Annotated in this window: 19 protein-coding genes; 2 read left to right on the forward strand and 17 right to left on the reverse strand. The window is 29.2% G+C overall.

Going from position 1 to position 25,548, the window contains the following annotated elements:
* Positions 1-28: 28 nt before the first annotated feature.
* Positions 29-652 (forward strand): sigma-70 family RNA polymerase sigma factor, encoded by a 624-nt coding sequence (locus RYO54_RS12485; protein ID WP_315119204.1) that lies wholly within the window; start codon positions 29-31, stop codon positions 650-652.
* 108 nt (positions 653-760) lie between these two features.
* Positions 761-1,528: a polysaccharide deacetylase family protein gene (locus tag RYO54_RS12490; protein WP_315119206.1), complete on the forward strand. Its 768-nt coding sequence runs from the start codon at positions 761-763 to the stop codon at positions 1,526-1,528.
* Between the two features lie 76 nt (positions 1,529-1,604).
* Here the strand turns inward: RYO54_RS12490 and galU are convergent, their stop codons facing one another.
* The 17 genes from galU to RYO54_RS12575 form a co-directional block, all read right to left on the reverse strand.
* Complete coding sequence (galU, locus tag RYO54_RS12495; RefSeq protein ID WP_315119209.1) at positions 1,605-2,522, reverse strand: UTP--glucose-1-phosphate uridylyltransferase GalU; 918 nt, start codon at positions 2,520-2,522, stop codon at positions 1,605-1,607.
* A 326-nt stretch (positions 2,523-2,848) separates the two neighbouring features.
* Positions 2,849-4,000 carry a Coenzyme F420 hydrogenase/dehydrogenase, beta subunit C-terminal domain gene (locus RYO54_RS12500; RefSeq protein WP_315119212.1) on the reverse strand — a complete coding sequence of 384 codons (1,152 nt, stop codon included), beginning with the start codon at positions 3,998-4,000 and terminating at the stop codon, positions 2,849-2,851.
* 755 nt (positions 4,001-4,755) lie between these two features.
* A complete protein-coding gene (locus RYO54_RS12505; RefSeq protein WP_315119214.1) occupies positions 4,756-6,300 on the reverse strand; it encodes an oligosaccharide flippase family protein in 1,545 nt (514 codons plus the stop codon).
* Positions 6,301-6,302: 2 nt separating this feature from the next.
* On the reverse strand, positions 6,303-7,451 hold the full coding sequence (locus RYO54_RS12510) for a polysaccharide pyruvyl transferase family protein (protein ID WP_315119217.1): 1,149 nt from the start codon (positions 7,449-7,451) through the stop codon (positions 6,303-6,305).
* Between the two features lie 389 nt (positions 7,452-7,840).
* On the reverse strand, positions 7,841-8,932 hold the full coding sequence (locus tag RYO54_RS12515; protein ID WP_315119219.1) for an EpsG family protein: 1,092 nt from the start codon (positions 8,930-8,932) through the stop codon (positions 7,841-7,843).
* Positions 8,933-8,992: 60 nt separating this feature from the next.
* Positions 8,993-9,997: a glycosyltransferase family 2 protein gene (locus RYO54_RS12520; protein ID WP_315119221.1), complete on the reverse strand. Its 1,005-nt coding sequence runs from the start codon at positions 9,995-9,997 to the stop codon at positions 8,993-8,995.
* Positions 9,998-10,016: 19 nt separating this feature from the next.
* On the reverse strand, positions 10,017-11,234 hold the full coding sequence (locus RYO54_RS12525) for a Coenzyme F420 hydrogenase/dehydrogenase, beta subunit C-terminal domain (protein WP_315119224.1): 1,218 nt from the start codon (positions 11,232-11,234) through the stop codon (positions 10,017-10,019).
* Positions 11,235-11,256: 22 nt separating this feature from the next.
* Entirely contained in the window at positions 11,257-12,339 is a 1,083-nt protein-coding gene (locus RYO54_RS12530; protein ID WP_315119227.1) for a polysaccharide pyruvyl transferase family protein, read from the reverse strand.
* A gap of 41 nt (positions 12,340-12,380) precedes the next feature.
* Positions 12,381-13,472, reverse strand: coding sequence for a glycosyltransferase (locus RYO54_RS12535; RefSeq protein ID WP_315119230.1), 1,092 nt, complete (start codon positions 13,470-13,472; stop codon positions 12,381-12,383).
* A 528-nt stretch (positions 13,473-14,000) separates the two neighbouring features.
* Positions 14,001-14,681, reverse strand: a complete 681-nt coding sequence (locus RYO54_RS12540; RefSeq protein WP_315119232.1) for a sugar transferase — start codon at positions 14,679-14,681, stop codon at positions 14,001-14,003.
* 640 nt (positions 14,682-15,321) lie between these two features.
* Complete coding sequence (locus tag RYO54_RS12545; RefSeq protein WP_315119234.1) at positions 15,322-16,050, reverse strand: CpsD/CapB family tyrosine-protein kinase; 729 nt, start codon at positions 16,048-16,050, stop codon at positions 15,322-15,324.
* 18 nt (positions 16,051-16,068) lie between these two features.
* Positions 16,069-16,836 (reverse strand): CpsB/CapC family capsule biosynthesis tyrosine phosphatase, encoded by a 768-nt coding sequence (locus tag RYO54_RS12550; protein ID WP_315119236.1) that lies wholly within the window; start codon positions 16,834-16,836, stop codon positions 16,069-16,071.
* 153 nt (positions 16,837-16,989) lie between these two features.
* Entirely contained in the window at positions 16,990-17,670 is a 681-nt protein-coding gene (locus RYO54_RS12555; RefSeq protein WP_315119238.1) for a Wzz/FepE/Etk N-terminal domain-containing protein, read from the reverse strand.
* A 118-nt stretch (positions 17,671-17,788) separates the two neighbouring features.
* Positions 17,789-19,816: a cell wall-binding repeat-containing protein gene (locus RYO54_RS12560; protein WP_315119241.1), complete on the reverse strand. Its 2,028-nt coding sequence runs from the start codon at positions 19,814-19,816 to the stop codon at positions 17,789-17,791.
* Between the two features lie 20 nt (positions 19,817-19,836).
* On the reverse strand, positions 19,837-20,955 hold the full coding sequence (locus RYO54_RS12565; RefSeq protein ID WP_315119243.1) for a hypothetical protein: 1,119 nt from the start codon (positions 20,953-20,955) through the stop codon (positions 19,837-19,839).
* Between the two features lie 121 nt (positions 20,956-21,076).
* Complete coding sequence (locus RYO54_RS12570; protein WP_315119245.1) at positions 21,077-23,566, reverse strand: cell wall-binding repeat-containing protein; 2,490 nt, start codon at positions 23,564-23,566, stop codon at positions 21,077-21,079.
* Between the two features lie 306 nt (positions 23,567-23,872).
* Entirely contained in the window at positions 23,873-25,543 is a 1,671-nt protein-coding gene (locus tag RYO54_RS12575) for a M14 family metallopeptidase (RefSeq protein WP_315119248.1), read from the reverse strand.
* Between the last annotated feature and the right edge of the window lie 5 nt (positions 25,544-25,548).

Consider the following 25,548-nt stretch of genomic DNA (forward strand, 5'->3'; position numbering starts at 1 on the left):
GTATAACGTATGAAGGGATGGGATCATATTGACAATTGAAACTATGGGGGTTAAGACATTTTTAAAGAAGGTTGAAGAGAGTGAGAATATATGTGGAAAAATTTTAATCAACACCTTTGAACCTTATATTAAAAGTAAGTATTATAAAAAATACCATTCTGGTGAGATAAAAAATATTGAGTTTGAAGATGCATTGCAAAATGTTTATACCTACCTTTGGAGGAGTATCCCAAAATTTCAAGGTGATAACTTAAAATGCTTTTATAAATTTTGTTATATAACTATAGATAATTCTTTCAGACATATGGCTACAAAAACCTCAAGAAAATATAAAGATGACATAGTCACTTTTAGTATCAATGATGAGATATATGAAGGTGTTGAATTGATAAATGTAATAGCAGATAAAACTAGCGATGATCATTACGATAAAATAATATTTCAGCAAACTATCGTAAACCATCTAGCAGACAAGCTCCCTGAAAAATTAAGAGATTACTTATTGGAATTATTAATGAATGAAGATTTTTGCATTAAGGAATTTGCAGCTAAAAATAACATATCCTATGAAACCGCTAGAAAATTAAAATATAGATTAAGAAAAAAATTAGTTTTTGTGGAGGGGGAATGGGGAATTAGGGTGGATGGATGAAAGAATTTATATATATCTCCATGGAAATTATAGCATATATTTATAATAGTCATATAATGAATTAAATAACATAAGACATCATATTATTACATTAAGGAAGTGAGACTTTTGAAAAAAAGACATAAGATTTTAATAGCTATATTAATAGTCCTATTTGTTTTACCTGTATTTTTGAATCGTTCCTATTCGAAAGATCAAGGAAAACTTTCAATTCCAGTATTGATGTATCATTCTATATCCAATGATGAAAAGGGATTGTTTTCAGTAAAAAAAGATACCTTTTATGAACATATGAAATACCTTAAGGATAATAATTATGAAACATTGACCTTAGAGGAATTATATAATCACTTAACAAATGAAATACCTTTTTCGGACAAGTCTGTGGTCATAACCTTTGACGATGGATATGCTGATAATTATGTAAATGCTTATCCTATATTAAAAGAATTTGGACTTAAAGCTACCATATTCCAAATAACAAATTATATAGACAGTGGTTCAAGTTTTTTAAACTCAGACCAATTAAAAGAGCTATCCTCAAATGGAATAGATATAGAAAGTCACACCACCGATCATTCAAAGTTAGCCAAGCTATCAAAGGATGATAGATTAAAAAAATTAAAGGAATCCAAAGATCTTCTTGAAAAATTGTTAGATAAAAAAGTTGATTATATAGCATATCCCTTTGGGAAATACAATAAAGAGGTAATAGAAGATGTGAAAGAAGCAGGATATAAAATGGTCTTTACTACAAGGATGGGATTTTCAAACATAAACAATGGATTATATGAATTAAAAAGAGTTTTTATAAGCGGATATACTGGAATAGAAAGATTTGAAAAAAGAATAAGGAATGAATTTGAGGAAATGTAAATGAGTCAATAGCTATAGATTATTAGCAAGTTCAGCTGCTACCTTAGCAAGAGCAGCTGAACTTGCTAATAGTTTCTCAAATAGTCGCTGCTGCTTCCTTGTCAGCATTGGTAGAAACTTTACTTTCTTCTGCTCTAATTATATTTATTAGATATTCCATAAAAGAGTCTCTTAAATCTTCTCTTTTTAAAGCCATTTCAACTGTTGCTTGAAGATAACCTAGTTTATCTCCAACATCATGTCTTCTTCCCTCAAATTCATAAGCATAAATAGCTTGCTCTGAAAGAAGTATTTTCAATGCATCTGTCAACTGAATTTCTCCACCCTTACCTGGCTTTGTGTTTTCTAATATGTCAAATATCTCTGGCATAAGTATGTATCTTCCTAGAATTGCTATATTTGATGGAGCTTCTTCTATGCTTGGCTTTTCTATTAAATCCTTAACCTTACAAACTCTATCCTCTATTTTTAATTCTTTAACAACTCCATATTTAGAAACTTCACTTTGAGCTACACGTTGTACACCAAGAACTGAAGTTTTATATTCACTAAAGCAATCTATAAGCTGCTTTAAACAAGGTGTACTGCTATCAACTACATCATCTCCAAGCATTACAGCAAATGGCTCATTACCTACAAAGCTCTTAGCGCAGCTTATAGCATGTCCAAGCCCTTTAGGTTCCTTTTGTCTAATAAAATAAATATTTACTAAGTTACTTATATTTTGAACGAGCTTGAGTAACTCTGTTTTATTTTTTTGTTCAAGTTCTAGTTCTAGCTCCACAGATTTATCAAAGTGATCTTCTATACTTCTTTTATTTCTACCTGTAATTATAAGTATTTCCTCAATTCCAGACTCTACTGCTTCCTCTATTATGTATTGAATAGTAGGTTTATCTATTATTGGAAGCATCTCCTTTGGCTGAGCTTTTGTTGCAGGTAGAAATCTAGTACCTAGACCTGCAGCTGGAATAACGGCTTTTCTTATTTTCATATTTACTCCTCCTATAAACTTACATAAATCCTCTTATTCATTAATACAAATAATTTATAATATTAAACAATATCACAAATTCAAATAGTGATTTAAAGTAATTACTTACTTTTAATACTTTAGCTTTATTTTCAACAATCTATTATTTAAATCTTCTTATAGTTTGCTTAGAATTTTAATAAAGTGCAGCAAAATGATATTTATAATTGAGTTAAATACTATATTTTATGGTACTATGAACTCTATAAAATTAATGTTTATTAAAATAAAAGCAAAGTAAATCACTCTACTTTAGTTTCAGTAATTTCTGAGAATTACTAATAAGTCTATTTCTTTAGCACATTGTATATAATTGATTTTAATTTTCTTTTTATTCCCGTTAAAATGCTGTCCTTACAGTATTTTCTTACTAACTCTTCAAAAGAAAGCCGCTCTAATTCTTCAAAAAAATTTTCACGTTTTAAATTATGTTCAACAGATTTTATGGCTGATGGATTATACAATACGGCCCGGTTTATATCAACTTCTTTATATAAAATTCTATCTTTTATATCTTCTAGCATGTATTGCCCAGAAGCACTATTCACAAATATAAGTGATGTACCTTTATCATCATCCATCTTTGGCAATACATTCTGTACTCCCCAAAAATCTGCAAGGGTTATATCACTTTGCCTATGTAATGTTTTAAAGCTACAATCGTAACAAGAAGGCCTTAAACAAATATTTTTTAAAAAAGCCTTCATATATAAATCTTTTTTATGACTCTCTAGATACTCCATATCATTATTAAATGATAATGATATGGAGTATCGCTTCCAGCCTTCATTCTTACATCTGAAAGCGATTCTCCGTGTTGATGATTCGGCGTTATTTTCCTGATAAGAAATATATTTTTGCCAAGCTTTTGGTGATGGTACTCCATGGCATATAATATCTATACAAAATAAATTGTCATAGTCTTTATGCAAATAAGACTTAAGTCCACCAATCTGGCAAGGCGTTCCTGTAAATAGAACATTTCTTCCTTGGTCTAGGAATTCTTTAGCTTGTTTGTATGTATTCCCTATTTTACTCTGAACATATTTAGATCCACGAAACTTTTCTAGCTCTTCTTTTGTTTCTATGTAACTGTGAAATACTGAAAATTTTCCATCAAAACCTGCTCCAAAAACAACACCGCCATTATCAATTACTACTTCTGAAACTAATGTAAATATGCCACCAGAAGAACTTTCCTGACGTACGAATTCATCTTTATTAATACAAGCATAAGCCTTTGGTTCGTTTTTAACTGTTACTTTATTTATAATTGGGCAAAATTTAACGCATAGCCTGCATTTTATACACTTTTGATGATCAACTTTCGGGTACCAAAAACCTTCACTATCACTTTCCATAGAAATGCAAATTTTTGGGCATATATTCGAGCACGCATGACATCCCATACAATCTTTTTTATTATTAATTGTTATCATAAAAAATTCACCTTCTATATTAAAATCCTAATAACTTACTAGATAATCTTTTTCCAATTATTTTCTCTTAACTAAAATACTAATACAAATAAAAACTATTACACATACAAGTTACACTAATTGATAAAGTGGTAACATATCAGTAATAATAGGTATATTCTTCAAAAGTTTGTTGCTAATTATAATCCAGATCATATGAACATAATATATACCATAGGAATAATCGCCTATAGCATTTAAACAAGCAATTTTTTATCAAAGTATGATTTTATAACTATCAGTAGATTAATCCATGCAAAAGTATAAATAAAAGATGATATTTTAATCTGACTACTTATAACTCTCAACAAAAGTCTATTTTTGCTAATACATATACCTCAATGATGATAATTAATAATATTAAAAGATAATATAAAATTGATTTCCTAAAGGTGTACTTCTTAAATGGAGGTATAAATCATTGACCATATTAAGTAAAGTGTTAGGAGTCTGCTCCGTTTTAAAATATATGTATGATTGCCTCTTGTGCTTTTTTTATACTAGTAAAATATCCTTCCTGAAAAATAAATATTGCTACAGGCAAGTTAAGTAATTGCATCATTACAAACCAGCAATTAAAATGCCAAGTAGCATTTTAATATATCTTTATATTTAATACCACTCTTACAATGCATCAATATCACATAAATAATACATATTCCCTTGAGCGCTACCAATAAGTATCTTTGTTTTTCTCAACTATAGTTTTATTATCATTAAACATAACTTTTTCTCCTAAATAACCCTAATTTCTTTAATGCTTTTATTATTGGCTTACCAACTAAATCTTTTTCATATTGGTTCATTCCTAAAAACCACATTGAAATACAAAATATTAATATATAAATAGTTCCACAAATTAAAAAGGTTAAAATATTATATAGATTTAAAAATGTATTTACAAAAATTCCAAATATGATTGGTATTAATAGAGATGGTACAAACTTTAATATCTGACCCCAAAAAAACTTCATATCAAGACCAACCTTATAGTGATAATACCAATTCATAATTAGACCATTTCCTATTAATAGAGAGATTGCTGTGCCCAATGCAGCTCCTACTCCTCCATACATTTTTGTAAGTGGAATACTTAAAAACATATTAGCAATAGCTATACAAAAATACACCCATGAACGAAATTGATGCATATTCTTAGCTCTTTGAATTTCAATCCCCAGATTTTGAATTAATGGAATTGTAACAGGAATAATGAGCAACAATGCAATTGGATAAGCTTCACTATAATTGATTCCAGCCCACATATTTATAAAAGATTGTCCAAAAAATATGAGTCCTGAACAAATCAAAGAAAGTAAAATAAACTGAATTCTTCCTACTCGTGTAAATAAAGCTGTCAATTTCTTATTATCATTATTAATTGCTACCATTCTATTGACTCTTGGTATGAAAACACCTGAAATAGCTGTTGAGAGTGACAAATAATATGTATTTAATTGAGCTGCTAGTCCATATACAGCCACAGCTATAGTCCCTCGAAATCTACCCAATATAAATTTATCTATACTCCAATTAATCTGATCAATGATCATATTTAAAAAAATATAGAATGAGAAAACTGCCATTTCTTTCATTAAAGAAAAATCAAATTGATAAAATAGAAATTTAATTTTCAACTTTGTAAAACAGAATACTACATTACTTATCTCTACTATAATAGTAAGAAGCGTTGTAATAACTACCATACCTATGGATTTATAACCCATTAATAAAACCGGCAACATAATTAATGGATTTACTATGGTTTTAATCATTTGCAGTAACTTTTGAAAAATATATTCTTCATTTGCAATAATGTGTGAGTTAAATACGCTAGCTGGAAATGATAATGCAATATTAAATACCATTATTGCCATTAAAGTTTTAGCTGTAGCAAGTTCGCTCATAGTGAGGTTTGCACCAAATATTAAATCTATATTAAAAACAAGTACTGTCCCTGCTAAAATAGCAATAAATCCAATAACTGAAAAAATAATTAGAAACATCCCGTTTAGCTTAGCAATGTTCTCTTGCTCATTTTTGACTTTATAACGAGAGTAATATCTCATATAAGCACTACCAAATCCAAAACTAAGCAAGCCTAAATAACTAACTACTGACGCTACTAAATTATATAAACCATATTCACTTTGTCCTAACAAACGGAGCATAATAGGAGTATATACTATTGATATAATATATCCAAGCCCCATTGAAACATACGATAAGGCTGCTCCTATTTTTAATTGATTAATTTTCATAATTACCTCTCATCCTTAATATCTAATGCACCTCTTAAATATTTAATAGTTTTATTTCTTTCAAATTCTAAAATAGGTGGGATATGTGAAAAATTAATATTAAAAATATCATCATTATTTTTTATATTTTCCCACCTTCTAGATTCTAGCTTAAATTTAGATAATAATGTTTCTATTCTTGAATTCATAGATGGTATTTTACCTTCTCTATTAAAAACAACAAATGGTTTCTCTAGCAAAATTGAAAATACTGTACCGTGAAATGAATCCGTAAAAAAAACAGAAGCTGAATTTATATAATCAATAAATTCACTAGGATCTGCTTTGTATGTTTCTCTATCGCTTATATCCGCTAAATTTAATATTTGCAACTTATTTTTATCTGCAATTTCTTTCATTTTGCCTTGATTCTCTTTAGATATTTTCCCAAGAAAATATGTTAATAAATATTTATTTTTAGGTTTATTTGATGCCTTCTTGGAAATAGACATCCATTTTTCTTTTGTAAGCATCAAGGTAGGATCTACTAAAACGACAGCATCCCTTCCAGTTAATTCTTTGATAATTTTAGCACCTGCGTCTTCCCTAACTGATAAGCTTGCCATCTCCGATAACCATAATTTATAATTTTCCTTATAATTAGACGGTATTTGTGATATTCCAAAGCTCGGAGCATATGCTATTCTTTTATTTTTAGGAGCAAAGGTTAAAAAATCGACAGAGCATCCATATCTAAAAGTTGGATTCCAAACCTGATCACTACCAGTAATGAAATAATCAAATCTCTCTAATAAATCATTGGGAATATTATGCTCTGATATACAATAATCCGTTTCTAATATATTATCCAACGTAAATTTTTTAAATGCTAACGTTTTTTTTATATTACATTCTTTTACTATCCCCTTATGAGCGTATTCCCAAATCTTTAGGTTTAATTTTCGGTATATTTCTGAAATCGTCATTTTATTTAATCTATGAATTTTACCAATCAATTTGCCTATTACACCATTTCCACTGGTATTAGTAGTATTCCTAATAGTTTCTACTGAAAAACCTAATGACTTTAATACCTCCTGTGCTGCATAATTTTGCAACCTATTTCCATAGTTTTGATAATCATTTATAGTTAAAATGGCAACTTTTTTCATTGGTATCCCCCTATTAATAATATTATATATTGTCCTTATCTCTAATTTTCCATTATAACTTATCTTATTGGGTTATTTTTATCATATAACCACTTGTAACTGCTTCACTATATATAGGCATATTTGTTCATTGATTTATCGATATTATTTTCTAATTTCAATATATATTAGTTCCAATCTAATAAACTTTGGTAATAGATTAAATCTTCTTATAAACTTTTATCTGTATAAATTACTATGACACCGCAACTATAAAACAAGATTATTTTTATGATTTAATTGTGTCCAATTACTTAAATTTTTTACAAATAAAAATTTATATTCTAATCCTTAGGGCATAAAATAGCTAAACAATAATTATATAAATAACTGTGCTTATAAAATTATTTTTACCATTGAAAAAATACTCCGTAGGGTACAATTCCACCTATATTATCGTTAAGCTGTATATAGGTAGGTATTAACATTACACATATGGATACAAAATATAATAAGTATTTATATTTTTTAAATTCTTCTATTACAAACGGAATAAGTATAATTGCGAAAATTGAATAATATAGTTCAATTCTACTTATTAAAATTGATTTCATAGATAGAATTCCACATATAATCGCTATTAGCATTATTACTATTAGAATAGCGAGCTCTCTTTCTTTCTCTTTATGATAGTTTTGAAGTTTTGATAGTCTTGCCATAATAATTAATGAAATAATAACTACCATCAAATATATTAAGGTTATTATTATTTTTCTACCTTGCCCAGTCTCATAAAAAGATGTATTCCCTCCAAAATATATAGAATACCTAGGAAAAATATATAGAAATGCTGCAATTAACTTTTCATAAAAGATAATCATTACACCAGAAACTGCAGAAAATATTATTGTTTTTTTAAAATTAAGTTCTAATAAACTTAAAATTCCCATAGGCATAAAAACAATCGAAGTATTGTGAAATAGGGTAGCTATTAAATTTAGAGTCATAAATCCTTTTAAATTTTTATTTTTTATAAAATAAAATGAATTTGCTGTTAATACTATTGCTATATATTGTCTAGAAATATTAAATGATTGGAAATAATGATAAAATAATAAAAAATATAGCATAGACATAGCCATATTTCGAGAATTATTATATATAAAAAATCCAATACCTACAATAATTATTAAACTATTAAAAATAATTATCCATTGGCTATAATTTCCTAAAACTAAGCTTATTATTTTATTATATAGAGCATATAGCCATGATGCCTGTGCTACAGTAAATATATTATCGCTTGCACTTATCCTCTCAAATATTTTACAGTATAATTCTGTATCCGTACCAACGCTTATATTTCTTGCCCCCATTACACTAAACATTGTAATGCAACTTAGTATAATAAAAATCTTCTCTCTTCTTTTTGTAGCACCTTTCAAAAAAATTAAGACTGCGTAAACACACACCAAAAAAATAACAAATAAATATATTTCCATTTTACACCACCTAAAGTATACATCCATTTTTTACTTTGACTTTTCCAAGTTAACTTTATATTAAGATATTTTTTTAATAAGATACAGTATATAAGATATTAGTAATATTAAATTTTTATTGTTTAATTTAATAGTCATCTTCATTATCAAAGTACTAATATCTTTACTTGTAGAATTCCTAACTACTCTATTTATATCTTCATTACTAGTAAAAGATTCAATCATATTTATTCTATCTTTATAACTTTTCTTAGTATTATTACTAAATGAATATACAATACTTGCAAATAAAGCTTTTAAATATTGTTTATCTAAATAATCCGATTTAACATCATACTTATCATATAACTTCTTGTAATAATTTAAATTAGAAATCCTTCGTGAAAACTCATTTTCACGGTATTTAAAAGTAAGTCCCTCTTCTCCAACTATATAAGAATATAATACTTTATTTAATATATATATACTCCTTATGTTCTGAGTGTAATCTACATTAAATCTATAATCTTCTCCCATATCAAGTTCTTTATCCATCATAATATTATATTTTTTTATAATATCTACACGATATATTTTATTCCATATCTGATTATATAAATAATGATCTTTTAATTTTTCTATTACATTAATCATATAATTTGTATCATTAACAAACTGCTCTTCTAAAGAAAACTCTTCTTCGCTTTTTCGCTTTTTTTTAAATATTTTTCTATAACCACAGCAAACCATGTCCACTCCTGGCTTACTAATATATTTAATCATACTTTCTATCATTGTAGGATCATAGGTATCGTCAGAATCAATAAACATTAGATATTCACCAGAAATATACTCTATTCCCTTATTTCTAGCCTCACTTACCCCTTTATTCAAAGTATGAAAACAAATTATCCTATTATCCAAATTAGAGAATTCATCACATATTTGTTTCGTTTCATCTGTAGAACCATCATTAATAATAATTAATTCATAATCTGTATATGTTTGTTTTAATACTGAATTTATAGTAGCTTCTAGTGTACTTTCACAATTATATGCAGGAAGAACTATTGAAACTTTAGGCATACCTTCCCTCCTTTAATTTTTACTTTTTTCCATACCATTTTCTTAAATTTGAACGCCATCTATCCGGTAAGTACGAGGTAGACTCCTTTAAAAATATTTTTATACGTTTTTTAGTCTCAAATTCTTTGCGGTAACTTTTTATAGTATATGAAAGACTTTTTCCTGACTTTAAGTTTGAAAAAGCGTCTTTTTGTAGTGAAATATTTTTATAAGGATGTATACTTTGTCTTTCAGTACATTCTTCTATTGAAATTTCTTTATCTATTATTTTTACTTTTTCCAATTTAATTAACTCATCTAATACCGTTTGCCCTACATCGGACAAAACTACAACAGCTGAAACTCCATCTTGCCTATCTTGATATCTCCATCCCCAAAAATCTCCCAATCTGATATCAGCTAGAGATTTTTCTCTTCTGGTAATACAATTGAAACAAGAAGTATTTAACAAAATATTATCAAAAAAACTTTTGAAAAATAAATCATATTCACTAGGGTAATAATAGTCTTCTCCATGGCTACAAATCTCCATAGTAAAGTCGTGCCATCCAATATATTTGCTTCTAAAATTAATTTTAGAAATACTCTTTATCTCATGTTTATTTTCAAGCCATTTTAGGTATTCCTGCCATACTAAGTAAGATGGAACTCCATGACAAAATAAGTCTATAGTAATTAATTCGTTTGAAATACTATTTACTTCAAAAGCTTTTTTTATTCCAAAAATCTGACAGGGAGTTCCAAATATAATAAACTTACATTCCCTATCTTTTCTCGATAAACTAATAACTTCTCTAAAGGCTTCTTCAGTATTACTTTGTAAATACTTTGACCCCTTTATTCTTTCTAGTTCTTCAAGATTATCTATAACAACCGTCTTGGCGATATTGTCATTATAATCATAAATTACTCCAACAATTTTATATCCATTTTCTATTCCATGTTTTGAAATTTCATATGCAATTCCGCCTGATGTACATGTCGAAACAACTTCTTGATTAGTACTTTGTGCAGAATACACAACTCCTTCTCTTAATTTTCGTCCTTCTCTTTCTTCAACTAAAAATTTTACGCATACTTCTTTACATTTCTCACAATGTATACATAAATTGTTCTTTATAAATGCTTCAAAAAATCCATTTTCATTTAGATTATAATCAATAGCATTAGTGGGACAAACACATGTACATGCTCCACAGCCTGTACAAGGATTAATTGAATCTAGAATATTATTCATCAGTTATTCTCCTAAAAATTCATTATTTTAATGCTTTCCGCAAGAAACTGATTGCATCATCTCTCAGTCTTTTCAATTGAGATTCTATTAAGTTAAAATCTACATTATCTTTAAACACACGTTCCAATTCCTCTAAAGAAACTTGATTAATTCTTCTATCTGATGTTCCTGTACGATCTAGTAAATCTGTTAGCTTATTGGTATTTATATCTCTTACTACTACTGCCATTGGGGTATGAGAAATGATAGAAACTATTGCTCCATGAAATGTATCCGTAACAACTACCTCTGCACCTCTAAAATACTCTATCCATTCCAGGCAATTACAAGAAATATTTTTATCACACCATTTATGGTAAGTACCAGCTGACACAGTAATTAAATTATTTTTCTTTGCGTATTCTTTAATAGCTTTAACTTCATTTTCGCTTGTCATATTCTTTTCATATGCATAAACTAATAAATATTTCTTATTCGGAAGCTTCACCTCTGTTTTTGTATTGGAAAAATCATATAATAGAACCGGATCACAAACTATATCTGCTTCATTTCCTGTTAAAGTTTTTACAATATTGTATGTATTTTTATCACGTGCAGATATATTTTTAAACTTTGAAAGTCCCGAAGAAATCAATTCCTTACAGTGATATTTCTCCATTAACTCTATACTAGTTTGTCCAAATGAAGGAGCATATGAGATCATATTATCTGTATTAACACAATGTCCATACATCATCATATTAACTCCCATTGGAATACTAAAAACTTCATCACTCCCGACTACAGCACATTCAATGTCTGCAGTGGTATAATTTTCATGATGAAAATTACTCAATCTAAATTTTTTATTTTTCGTATACTTTTTTACATTAAATAATGTTGATCCTATACCCTTCTTCAACAAATAATGTTTTATAAAGTATGGAATAGATTTTATTGTAACTTGATTTCTTACTTTTTCTATTTGTTGAAAATCATAATTTTTTACATATGTTAATACCTTGGGGCTATGACCCATCTTCTTAAATTGATTATATAAAGCATACATTTGTAATTGTGCACCTTGATTATTTACATCATAATGTGTTAAAATTCCAACTTTCATAAGTCTACTCCTCTTATACATATATTAATTCCTTAATAATTTTAAAATTCACCTAGATATAAATTTTTATAATTACAAATCATATCTTTTAGTAAATGATTTTCTAAAATATATTTTTTAGAATTGCTACTAATTTCATTAATTAAATTAGTATCGTTAATTAATTTATCAATAGAATTCACAAAGTCATTTAAGTTGTTACATAAAAATCCATTATAATCATTAAACACCACATTATTATTACCTATAACATTATTAGCGACTATAGGTTTTTTTAAATACATAGCTTCAAGCAAAGCAATTGGCAAACCCTCCCACAGCGATGTCATAATAAAAATATCGAAGTTTAATACTTCTCTGATTACTTCTTTCCTATCCATCCATCCAGTAATTTTAATGTTTTCTGATGTCAATTCTCCTTTTAATTCACCATCACCAATCCAAATAAAATTACATTGAGGAAATTTTTTAGCAACTTCATTAAATAATAAAGGATTTTTTTGATAACACATTCTTCCTACTGTGCCTATAGTTATTTTAATATTACTTTTATAAACATCTCTATTTAAATTGTTGTCAACTAGCATTTGATCAATTTTTTCAGTATCAATTGCATTGTTAATATTCACACAACGTTTAGATATTTTTAGTGCTTCTTTATATTCTCCTTTAGAACATCCCACTATACATCCACCGAATTTAGATGCTAGTTGTTCTAAATTTAAATAAATATTTCTTTTAAATTTATTTTCATTCTGTTGTAAAAACGAAAACCCATGAGGGTTATAAAACACCTTATTCATATTAAATCCATTCCAATAACTAACAATTCTACCTAAAAAGCCAGCTTTAGAAGAATGTAAGTGTATTAAATCTGGCTTTTCTTTTTTTAAGATACTTTTAAGTTGAAATAATGATTTAATATTTTTATAAGGATTTAATCCTCTGCACATATCTACCTTTATAAATTTAATATTATCATTAAAATCTTTTTTAAAATATTTAGGAGTCTCTTTTCTCTCAGAATATACAACTACTACTTCATATTCTTTTGATAGCTCATTACATAGTTCAGTTAAAAAAGAATATATTCCTCCTCCAAAGGCTTCGACTACATGGACTATTTTCTTCATTTTTATATCCTCCAAACACTAAATCAATATTTCTAGCTTTTACTTCATTTTCAGCTACAAATTATCTACATAAAATTACTGGAATATTTGATTTTCCTTCAGCTATTTCTATCCTTACTTAATTCCATTTAATTCAAGGTGCTCTGATACTAATTTTGCTTATATGTACATAATCTTTTTTAGAAGAGCTCTATTTAGTTTAATATCCTCCGCAAATATCATTATTTTATCTCTTTTATTAGTGCCAATTAAAGCATTATTGTAATTAAATAAGTTTAGGGATTATACTCTTTCCTAATTAGAACTATTTCTGATTCACAACAGATTACTAATGATTATGAAAAAACTAAGTATCTAACTTTATATTTATAACTTTTAGCAAGTTCAAAGTGAATCCACATTATTTTCAAAATACTTTATTAAGCTTTCTACTCTTTATTTTACTGAAAAATCTATATCAAAATCTATTACTAGTTATATTCTATTTTCTGAGAAAACTTTATTTAGTATATTATTATCACTTAAACTTCAACTAGCATTCTCATCACCAAGCAATACAAAAAATGTCTTAAATATAAGCTTTATATCTACCCAGGTGTTTCTTTCTTCTATGTACTTAATATCTAATTCCATCCATCCCTCAAAGTCTATGTTATTTCTTCCCATAACCTGCCAATAACATGTTATTCCTGGCTTAGCTAAAAGCTTTGTCTTTTGGTAGTCCGTAAACTGAATTACTTCCCTTGGAAGGTTAGGTCTAGGTCCTACTAGTGACATTTCTCCCTTTAGTACATTAAAAAATTGTGGTAATTCATCAATACTAGTTTTTCTAATAAACTTCCCTACTTTTGTTATTCTTGGATCTTCTTTTATTTTAAACATAGGTCCTGACATTTCATTTTTATCTTTAAGCTTGTCCAAAATCTCTTCTGCATTTATCACCATAGACCTAAATTTATACATTTTAAATATCCTCCCATTTTGCCCCACTCTCTCTTGGGCAAAAATTAATGGACCCTTTGAATCTACTTTAATAGCTATAGCTGTTATAAGCATAACTGGAGACAATAATACTATTCCTACAATAGCTCCAATTATATCGGTAAGCCTTTTCAGAAAAAAATATAGATAACTCTTTTCATATTTATCTACATATTGTACCTCTACTCTACTAACCTCTCGTTGTAATCCTCCTTCAATCTCCTGCATATCCCTCTTCCCCCTAAATCTAAAATAAATAATTAACTAACAATCTATGAACATATTACCATTGTATAACATTTATTATATTCCCATAAATTCTATATTTTTATTTTAACACAATAATATTCCATTTATCTTATAATTTCTTCCTTTTTTTAAATATAACTTTAATTTACTATTAAATTCACTGTATTATTTTGTTTTTTCATTAAATTTTAATTTAATATAAATCTTTATTTAAACTTTTTTAATATTATTATCGTTATAAATATATATTTTTCTACATTTTTCTAATATATTTTTAAAATACTTTTATTTCTTCTAAATTATTCTTATTTATCTTATTGAGTTAACTAAATAATCTTATAAAACTATTTATCATTATTAAATATATTTAAACTTAAAATTAAACCCATTGTATTCTGAGAATAAATTTTTCTACTTATAAGTTTTAATTTAATTAAATTTCCTGAAATAAAATTCAAAAAACTTTTCTACATTTTTCGCATCTATTAAAAATTTAGATTTATTTTCAAATATAAGTAAATTAAAATTCTTATAAAGAAGAACTAATTATATAATGTATGATTCATCACTATATAATTAGTTCTCCCTATATTGCATTTAATCGATAATTCTCAATTTCCTAAATAGCAACTTCTCCCGATTTATTTTTTCCTTTTTTCCTGTCTCCATCTTTTCCGTAATAATATTGATAGTAATATCCGTAATATCCTTTTTCAGATACTTCTAGTTTATTTAAAACTATACCTATTATCTTTGCATTTACTTTATCTAAAAGTTCCTTAGCTTTAATGGCAGCTGCTCTTTCCACCTCTCCAGATGATATTACTAAAAGTGCACCATCTGTAAAGCTTGCTATTAATTGAGCATCTGTAACTGCGATTATCGGCGGAGAATCTATTATGATATATTCATATTCTTCCCTTAACTCATCTATAAACTCTTTCATCTTCTTTGAACTTAAAAGTTCTGATGGGTTTGGGGGTCTTGTACCTGCAGTTAATATATCTAAGTTCTCTACCTTAGAATCTTGAACCGCATCTTTAAAGTCTACTTTTCCTACTAAAAGGTCTGATATACCTACTTCATTTGATAAACCAAAGGTTTTATGTACTGTGGATTTTCTTTGGTCGCAATCTATTAATATAGTTTTACTTCCTGATTGAGCCATAACCACAGCTAAATTAGCAGAGGTGGTGGACTTTCCTTCACCAGGGCCTGAACTGGTTACTACTATGCTTTGAATTTTTTTATCAAAGGATGAAAACTGAATATTAGTTCTTAACGTCCTATAAGCCTCAGCTATGGGAGACCTAGGATCTTCTATAGTAATTAAATTTCTACCCGTCATATCATTCACTCCATTTGTTTACTTTTTAAAAAAACTAAAGAAGCCTTTCTTTTCTTTTATTTCTTCAAAATCAAACTCTATATTTTTATCTTCTAATAAAAAATTACAATTTTCTTCTAATTTATCGTACACTTTAGGACTTATATCCTTTACTCTCTTTAAAGTAGGTAGTATGCCTGGACATCTTCTCCCTACTCCATGGGCATCAGAAGCCACAAAATTACAAATACCATGTTTAATCAACGTCTCTGATGTCTTTTTAACATCTCCTCCAAACACTCCCCTTATGCTTCCTGTGTTTATTTGAAACAAACACCCTTCTTTAAGAAAAGCATTAATATTTGAAGGAGTTTCAATTATGTACTTATATCTTTCTGGATGTGCGATTATAGGCACCACCCCAAGAATTCTAATTTCATATATTATATCTAAAATATCCTTAGGCATATTCATCATGGAGAACTCCACCAACATAAACCTACTATTATTTAATCCTTTTATAGTTCCTTCTTTGTAAAGCTTAGGAGAATATTTGTCTAAAAATACTTCTTGCCCGGGAAATATTTTTATATCTACCCCATTTTCAACAGCTTTTTCATTAATCTTCTCTACATGCTTTAAAACGCTTTCATAATCATTTTCATAATTACCCCTATAATAATGAGGTGTAGCAATTATACTATTTACATTCTCTTCCTTAGCCATCCTAAGCATCTCTAAAGAAGTTTCTAAATCCTCCGCCCCATCATCAATGCCCGGAAGAATATGACTATGTATATCCAACATCTTTATCAATCCTCTTCTTGTAGTGAAAAGTTAAAAATTAAAAGTGAAGAGTTAATGTTGAAATTCTACAGAATTTCTTTAAATATATTTTTATAGAATTTTTCACAAAAAATTCTTTCCATTACTCTCCATTTTTCATTCTTCATTCTTAACTCAATCTTCAGTCTTTGGAATTATTCCAATCACCGGAACACCTAAGTATCTTTCCACATCATCTTCTGTTTTTATAGTATTGTCCATATATTCCAAAACAAAGGTTAATCCTATAGATGCCATTAATGCTATAAAAAATGCTATGGCAACATTTAAGGCTTTTTTAGGCTTTACAGGTTTTTCTGGAACCTTTGCCTTATCTATTATGCTTATGTTTCCACCAGTTTTATATACTTCTCTTGATTCTTCAACGAAGGCTTCTGATACTGCATTGATTATCTTAGCAGCTTCCTCTCCGCTCTTGTTTTCTGCTTTTATCACAAGTATTTGAGTTCCCTGTTGAGGAGTTACTGTAATCATTTTTTTAATTTGTCCTGCAGTATATTCTCCTTTTAATTTACTTGAGGAAGCTTCTGCAACCCTATCAGATTGTCCTATGGTAGCATAGGTTTTTATAAGATTTTGATACATTACTACATCGTTATTTTGAAGATTTCCCTCTTGCCCTTCAAGCTTACCCACAATTATGCTGGTTTTAGCTTCATAGGTTGGGGCTATTACAAAAAAACTTAATATACCTGATATTAAAGTACATACTGTTGTAATGATTGCTATAAGCTTAGCTCTTTTTCTTAATATACGAAAAAAGTCCCTCAGGTCTAAGGTTATTTCCTCTTCCATGTCTATTCCTCCTTTGCTAGTTTAGTAGATGATTAGATAAGGTAGAATTTCAAAAATCTTCTTTGCAATCTACCCATCTAAAAATGTAAACATCTAAATATCTAACCATCTATAAAAACTATTCTTTTATATAAATTGTATATGTTAAGCTGCTTCCTGAATCTCCTTTTACAGCTATACGTTCAGCATTTAGCAAATCTAAATTATCTCTTCCAATTCCATCATTTTCTTTATCATAGCCCTGAAGTCTTAATACTCCTATCATATCAATTGTTTTTCTATCCCCTAACTTATTTAGTTCACTTTCGCTTATATCTCCTAAAGCGAAGGATAATTCTTTAACTTTTTCATTAAAATGAACTTTAACACTGGTAACCTTACCTTTAAAACTCTTTGGAACGTTTATTGTAATACTACTTCCATCTATTTTTTTACCTATGCTAGTACCATCACTAGTACTTATGTCTATTCCCGTTATTTTTATTTCTCCTTGAGCTGGTGGTACTACTCCTCCTCCAGCACCGCCTGCTCCTCCACCTGGAGTAACATTTGCAGCCCCTTCTCCCTCTAGCTTAAATCCTTCTGATATTTGTTTTACAACTGCATCTTTAGGTATGTTTATTTCTACACCCTTACTCTTTGATGATGTAGATACAATCTTTTCCACCTCTGTACCAGCTGCTAATTCTATTCTTTTTCCATCTTCCACTTCTATTTCTTTATATTTTCCGCTTAACTTTATTACACTTTTATTACTTGTAATAGTCACTTTATCCACAGGAGTTTGTGATTTTGATTCAACTTTTATTTCTCCTTCTAACGCAAGTTTATTTATTGATGTATTTTCATTTATATTTATATTGGCTTTTCCCTTTACAAAAATATCTCCCTTAATGTTTCCTTTAAGGTTTAAGTTTTTATTTTCTCCTGAATTTATCTTTATACCAGAAGTTTGTACATTATTTAAATTTATAGTTTCCTCTTTTCCTGCATTTACAGAAAGAGCTCCTGAAATATTCAAATTGTTTACAGTAATATTTTGTCCATAAGCATAAAGATTACCTTTAATGCTGCCTCCGTCTAAGGTAACATCTTTTCCTGTTATCTTAACGCTATTAGCTTCATTTAAATCCTTTAGCTTTGCATTATCTTCAGTATATATCTTTACCTCTGGTTTAATTTTTTCAATAGCTGAAGTTGGAAGTATACCTTCTCCCCCTAGAACTAATAGATCTCCTTCAGGGTTAACTACAGTTTTTAAATAATCTTCAGTTACTTTTGGTAAATCCTTTGAGGAAAGTACCATTGGTGCATTATATTTTGCTGCAAGAGCTGCTCCCGATAATGCATCTGCAAATTCATTGCCTTTAGAACCCACTCCTAGAGCTGTTACTACTTTTCCATAGTCTAGCTCTCCTTCAAAGGCCTTTAGTATTTCAACATTTGTATCAAATCTATCCTTACCAGATAATCTACGAGGGTTTTCTAATTCATCTCCTATTTCTTTGGAGATTACCCCTGTTCCGCCAACTATGTAAGCCTTCTCCATATCTTTACCTTTTAAATAGTTTTTAACTTCCTTTGGCAAAGTGTTTTTATCCGTAAGTATTATTGGCATACCTTTTATAGCTGCAATAGGTGCTACAGCTAGGGCGTCTGCATAATACATAGAAGATGCTATTACTACTTCTCCGTTAAATCCTAGTTTTTCAGCTATTTTTATTGAAGTTTCATATCTATTTTTTCCGCCTATTCTCTCGATTTTTGCGCTCTTGACATTGCTTTTTATGTATTGTTCAATCTTAGGAGACAATACTCCCTCTCCTCCGATTAAAATTATATTTGAAGGGTTTAATCTTTTAAGTTCTCTTTGTCCCTCTTCTGTAAGTCCATCACCCTTAGTTAATATTATTGGGGCATTATATTTTTTAGCAAGGGGCGCAGAACATAGTGCATCAGGGAAATTTTCTCCTTGAGCAATTATTACATATTCAGAAGTTTCCCATCCATATTTAGATATGGCTTCAGAGGTCTCATATCTGTTTTTTCCACTTAATCTATTGATATTATCTACCTTTCCTTCTCCTTTAACATATCCAGTAGACATCACCAAAGCCATTGTAAGAGCTATTGCAGTTTTTTTCATTAAATATTCCTCCTTTAAATCTATAAGCCAAACATTCTTCTTACTTCACCAATACTTCCTCCATCTACATTAGAGAATATAGAGTCTTTTACTGCTTTCTTTTCTTTTCCACTAAGTTTTCCAAATATCTCTTTAACCGTTCCTACGTTTCCTCCATAATTGTAGCAAGGATCATCAATCAGCTTGTCTATAGTAGAGAGCATTATACCTATAATTTCTTCGCCACCGCTGGAACCAGTAGAGCCTAATGCATTAGATAACTGTCCCCTCACATTTATAAGGGCATCTACCTTCTCTTTTTTGCTATTTTCTATGTCGTCCACGGCTTTATCAATTTCCTTTTTACTTTCTTCATCCTTTGAATCTTTACCTACTTCTTTAATTTCTTCTTTTATCTTATCCACTATATCATTCGTAGGTTTTCCCTTGTTAGCTTCTATTTTATTTATTATGTTATCGATTTTAGACTTTTCATTTTCATCTTTAGATTTGTTTTTTAATTCCTCCAATTGATTTTTTATCTTATCCAGTTCAATTTTAACATTTTTTTCATTATCAAACAATGAACTTTCTACAAATTTGTTTAACTTTATATATAATTTTCCTTCTTTCACAGTTAAAGAATTTATGGAAAAAGGAAGTAACTTCTTATCTATTAAAACCTTTCCCTCATCTATCTCTATACCCTTTAGTTCATATTTTTTAATAGAATTAAAGATTAAAGATTTAGGGATAGGTAATTTGCCAATTTTAAAACTTTTAGGAGTGTATTCTATTTTATCTTCTATAAAATCTACTTCTCCCTTAGTATATATAACAATTTCTTTATTTTTATAAATTACTGGAATTTTAAGACCGATATAATTATCTTCTAAAAATCCTTCTGGGGTATTTATGGTAATACCGCCCTTTTTAATAGGATTTTTGTACATTATAGATAGGGCCTCATTTAATTCTTCACTATTTATTTCTACTTCTTTTCCTGTTTTCTCCCCATCTCTTATGGTAGTTATAACTTCCGTGGAAGCCCCCTCCCACTTTTTATAATTTATTTTACTAAAAGCAAGGGATGTCATTACTCCAAGCAATGCTACGATTAAAGCTATGGATATTAACGTAATTTTTACACCTTTTTTCATGCTTTTCACTCCTCAATTCAATGTACTTTCATTGAATATTTATAATTTCACTCCATTTTTACAAAAATAACTCAGGTGGAAAACACCCGAGTTATTTATTTGTATGAGGTTATCTAGCTTATTATTTAGACTCTATTAACTGAATTGTATATCCTTTACCAAAGTTAGTAGTTATCTTTCCACCTTTAATTGTTAAATTATATGATTTACCTTTCACTCCTGTTGCACTTTCTGTGACTACGTCTACTACAACATCCTTTTTCATCAATTCACTTAATTTAGTATCTTTATTAACACCTAATAGTTTTTCTATTTGTTTTATTGAAGTTACATTAATAGATTGTCCTGGTGTTATGGTTCTACCGTTTATAGTAACTTCTTTTATTCTTGTTTCAGCTTGACTAGTTAATTCAGGTATTTTTATCTCTCCTATGGTTCCAAGCTTGCCATCAACAATTTTATATAGTTGATCAAATGTATAATCCTTTTCCACAATATAATCAGCTATGCCTTGAGCCTTAAATGCGTTATCTTTTTCAGAAATTAAGATTTCTGAAATTTCGCTGTCATTATTTGTTTTTTCTAATGCTTTTCCTATATATTCAACTAAATTATATTGTTTTCCTTCTTCTACATTTACATTATAAGTTTGAGCTTTATCTAATAAAACTTCTATCTTATTTTTTATAAAATTAGTTTTATCTATTAAGTAATTTCTATTATTATTGTAAACAGTTTCTATAGAAGCATCCTTTCCTAATGTTATTGGAGGGTTACTTCCAATTTTTATGGAATAATTGTAACTTGTATCTCCTCCTGAATTTCCACCAGAACTTGAGCTTCCGCCGCCAGTACTAGTTGATGGTTTTATAGCATCTGCTGCTCCTGGTCCTGTTACGTTAGCTTCGTTGAATCCTTCAACTTTAACAGAAGCTCCCTTTGAAACGTATATTTTAGCTGAAGTTTTAGCAGTGTCATTCATAGCTTTTATTGTTCCTGTTGCGCCTTCAGCAACTTTAATGTCTGCTGCTGTGTAAACTTCTACAGTTCCTAAGGAACCTTGAAGGTTCACTACATCTTCTGCTCCGGATCTTATTTCAATTTTAGATACAGTTCCTGCTCCTTTAAGAGTAACGTTACCTTCTACCACTACTGGTTTGCTGATAGTTCCTCTTAATTCTACAGTTTTGTCTAGAACTGTCTTTGGTATATTGATATTACCAAAGCTTCCACCTGATCCTTCAAGTATTATGCTTGATAGTGCTGATGTGGATTTTATTTCTGTTCCTGCTCCTGCTATTACTCTAGCGTCTGTTCTGCTTATTACTTCTAATTTATCAGTTTTTACATTCTTTAGAGAAATAGTTCCCTTTGCTCCTGATAATACAACTATACCACGAGCTTCTACTCCATCTAAATTAGTTTCTCCATCTTTTCCTGGGTTGATGTAAATAGTTCCTTCTACCTTTAGGTTTGAAAGAGCTGCTTTAGTTCCTTCTACATAAAGGTCACCCTTTATTGTTGAACTCTTTACTGTTATATTTTTAGCTGTGATTACAGCATTGCCATTAACGTCTTTTTCGAAAGTAGCTCCTTCTTTATCCATAGCTTCAGCAGTTATTTTTATGCTGTTTACTAATGAATCAGCTACATTTTTAGCTCCACCAAGTATTGTTACTGTACTTGTTGGTGAAAGTTTCTTTCTTGCTACTTCCTTTGTACTGCTGCTTAAAGTTTTTCCAGTTAAAATTACTGGAGCATCCTTCTTTGCTGCTAGAGCTGAACCTGCAAGTGCATCAGCAAATTCATTTCCAGTAGTTCCTGAAGCTAATGCCATATATGCATTTGCAAAATCAAATTCTGTTGCAAAAGCTTTCAGTACTTCAGCATTAGTTTCGAATCTATCTTGTCCATGAACTCTTTTAGCATTTGGAAGAATTTTTAATACTCCATCATTTACTGAAGCTGTTCCTCCAATTACATATGTAGTTGTTATTCCTGCTGATTTTAAATATTCTTTAGTAGCACTTGGTAGTTCCTTTACTTGAGTTAAAAGTACTGGTACTCCTTTAATAGCTGCTACTGGTGCTGCTGATAATGCATCTGCATAACCTTGTCCACTAGCTATTATAGCTTCGTTTACATTTCCTAATTTCTTTGCTATTTTTACAGAAGTTTCATATCTGTCTTTTCCATCTAATCTTTCAATGGAAGTTCCTAAAGCTTTTATTTTTGCTTCAACTTCTTTTGATACTGAAGCATGTCCACCTACTATGTAAACATGTTTAGCTCCAAGTCTCTTTAATTCTTTTAATGTGTTTTCGCTGATTTTGTCTCTTTGTGTTAAAATTATTGGAGCATTGTTAGCTTTAGCAAGAGGCGCAGCACTTAATGCATCTGCATAGCCTTCCCCACTAGCTACTACTACATACTCTGATGAAGTCCAGCCTTCTTGTGAAATTTTTAATGCTGTTTCATATCTATCTGAACCCCAAAGTCTTGGATTTTCTGGTGGGTTAGCAGCTGATACTTTTATTGTAGTTAAAGAACTAGTTAAAAGTACAGATGCCATTGTGCAAATAGATATAACTTTTTTATTATTTTTGTGCATCCAAACATCCCTCCATGTTTATTTTTCTTATTATGCTAAATTATAGAAAATTTAATATAATTTTAATTATGATTATACTATAACAAAGATTTATTTCCAAGTAGTTACATGAATTATTTTGAATATATTGTTAAACTTATCCATAAACACTTATAATAATACAATAATCGTTATTATTCATGAAAAGTTTATACATGTTTTTTTATATAATTTTGTATATTTTAAAAATTAATATTAAAAAGGATATCCTAAAATTAGGTTATCCTTTTCCATTATCAGCAGAATTTGATTTTTCAACTTTATCTATTAATCTAAATTTAAAACGCTTGCATCTAAAGCATTATTTTGCATATATCTATAAACTGGCACTTCATCGTTAATATCTACAATTATTATATTAAATTCTGTAAAACTGTCCTGTGCATCTGGTTCTAATGCAATTGATATTAAGTTTGCATTAGGTTGATCCATAGTAAACACATAGCTTCCTTTAGGAAATTTAACAAATTTGTTACCAACATCTACAGTAACCATATTTCTAAAATGCCCCTCATAATAATTTGTATCAACTTTCTTATCCTTAACTTTAAAGCTTTCTACCGGTAGTTCCATATCCTTATTTAATCTCTTCACAGTTACTCCTGAGTAGGATAATCTTCTAGCAACTTCATGGTAAGCTGGTGGAAGTATGTAAGCATTTGGTCTTATTCTTTCCAATGTTGGTATGCTCTCAGTGCTGCTAAAGAAATCTGCATCTACCGTTACTCTCTTGGAGGTTTCTAAGTCAATTATGTCAAATTTAACTGGATCTACTTTTTCGCTTTGGCTATTTAAAATTACCTTATCACTTTCTTCTACCCTTTTTCCTAGCTTAATTATATCCTCTCTTGCGTTATCTATGGTATCTTTAACCACTTTGGCATTGTCCGCTGTAGTTCTTATTATATTTTGAGCTGCTATTATGTGAGACATTACTCTTCTTTCAAAGGTTTCTTTTCCTATACCTATCCCTCTTGTTTCAAGTAAGAAAGAGAAAGATGGCTGTAATCCATAAGCATTTCTTCCTATTTTAGCATCAGCTCCTGCTTCAAATAAGGTTATCTTTCCATCTTTTACTGAAGAAGTATAATACATATAGCTTGTATAATCCCTTGATTTCATATCTTTATGAACATTATCCACAAATAGTTTGTTTGACATATCCCTTACTTCTTTTGGTATATTTAAATTTTTAGCAGAGGATATTAAAAGGTCGTAATTAACCAATGAACCATTCTTTCCAACTTTTCTAAAACTGCTATCAACACCATATTCATGGGCATCGACTACTACTTCAGGCATAAAATTATTAAAAGCCTTATGTACTGCTATGGTTTCTTCAAGATCGAATTTTAAGTGGTCGCGATTTGAATCTATTAAAGTAGCTGTTTGTCTTTGGAAGTAGTACGAACCGTCCCCATTAAATCTTGGAAGTATAACTACAGAGGTCTTGTCCAACACTTCTTTTCCTAAATTTCCGCCTGCTAAATTTCTTGCCACTGCAAGCATAGCTTCCCCTCCAGAAGGTTCATTGCCGTGAATTTGTCCTTGAAGCCATACTACGGGTTTTCCAGTTTTTAATACATCAGAAGGTTTTTCATAGCCTTCCTTTGTGAATATTAAAAGTGGCATAGGTCTTCCTTCTTGAGTATGTCCTATTATTGAGACTTTCATATTTGATGATGATTTTTGAAGGTCATATATAAAATTCATCATTTCTTCATGGGATGTGAAATCTGTTTTTCCATCTTTGAAGGCTGGAGTTAAGATCTTTCCTTTAGGATTTTCAAAATAATTTTCAATTACTTCTACGGGCTGCTTATAATAATCATCTGGAGCATAAGGAGCTGCAAATGCCTTTGGAGCTGCTGATCCCATTAATACAAAAGAAAGTGTTAATGATGAAATTATTCTCTTAAAAGTTTTTTTGTTTAACATTAGTT

The sequence above is a fragment of the uncultured Clostridium sp. genome (assembly GCF_963515715.1).
Taxonomy (GTDB): domain Bacteria; phylum Bacillota; class Clostridia; order Clostridiales; family Clostridiaceae; genus Clostridium_AW.